Origin of the sequence: Melaminivora alkalimesophila (assembly GCF_000282995.1) — a bacterium.
Lineage (GTDB): Bacteria > Pseudomonadota > Gammaproteobacteria > Burkholderiales > Burkholderiaceae_C > Melaminivora > Melaminivora alkalimesophila.
Window position 1 is genome coordinate 1 of the sequence record NZ_ALEE01000833.1, and the last position, 1,206, is coordinate 1,206.

The window sequence follows — 1,206 nt, forward strand, 5'->3', positions numbered from 1 at the left end:
CCCGCCGTGCGCCGCGCCGACAAGGACCAGCCGCTGATCCAGGACATCCGCCTGCTCGGGCGCATCCTGGGCGACGTGATTCGCGAGCAGGAGGGCGCTGCCGCCTACGAGCTGGTCGAGCAGGTCCGCAAGCTGTCGGTGGCCTTTCGGCGCGACGCCGATCAGGAGGCGGATCGGGCCTTGAAGAAGCTGCTCAAGTCGCTCTCCGGCGACCAGACGGTGAGCGTGATCCGTGCCTTCACCTATTTCAGCCACCTGGCGAACCTTGCGGAAGACCAGCACTACATCCGCCGCCGCGCGGTGCACGAGCGCGCCGGCAGCAGCCAGGAGGGCAGTGTCGAGGTGGCACTGGCGCGCCTGCGCTGGGCCGGAATTGCGCCGCGCGCGGTGGCCGACATGCTGGCCCAGGCCTACGTGGCGCCGGTGCTGACGGCGCACCCGACCGAGGTGCAGCGCAAGAGCATCCTGGACGCCGAGCGCGAGATCGCGCAGCTGCTGGCGCAACGCGACGAGATCGCCACGCGCGCCCAGCTCTACAAGAGCACGCGCGACACGCTCACGCCGCGCCAGCTCGCGGCCAACGAGGCGCAGCTGCGTGCGCGCGTGGCGCAGCTGTGGCAGACGCGGCTGCTGCGGCCGGCGCGGCTCACGGTGGCCGACGAGATCGAGAACGCTCTGTCCTATTACGAAACCACGTTCCTCGGCCAGATCCCGCGCATCTACGCGGAGCTCGAGCGCGAGCTGGGCACCGCGCATCCGGTGGCGAGTTTCCTGCGCATGGGCCAGTGGATCGGCGGCGACCGCGACGGCAACCCGAACGTGAGCGCCGCCACGCTGGCGCTGGCGCTGTCGCGGCAGGCCGAGGTGGCGCTGCGCCACTACCTGGAACAGGTGCACCTGCTGGGCGGGGAGCTGTCGCTGTCCTCGCGCCTGGTGGCGGTCTCGCCGCAGATGCAGCAACTGGCCGAGCGCTCGGCGGACGACAGCATGCACCGCGAGGACGAGCCCTACCGGCGCGCACTGACGGGTATCTACGCGCGCCTGGCCGCCACGCTGCGTGCGCTCGGTGGGGTGGAGGCGGCGCGCCATGCGGTGGCACCGCAGCCGGCCTACGCCAGCGCCGGGGAGTTCCTCGCGGACCTGCGCACCATCGACGAGTCGCTGCGCTCGCACCGCGGCGCGGCACTCACCGCCGAGCGGCTGCGG

General features: G+C 72.1%; 1 protein-coding gene. It reads left to right on the plus strand.

Annotated features, from left to right (window positions below; genetic code table 11):
* Positions 1–6: 6 nt before the first annotated feature.
* On the plus strand, positions 7–1,206 hold a 1,200-nt coding region (locus tag A612_RS16010), incomplete at its 3' end, for a phosphoenolpyruvate carboxylase (RefSeq protein ID WP_141630370.1).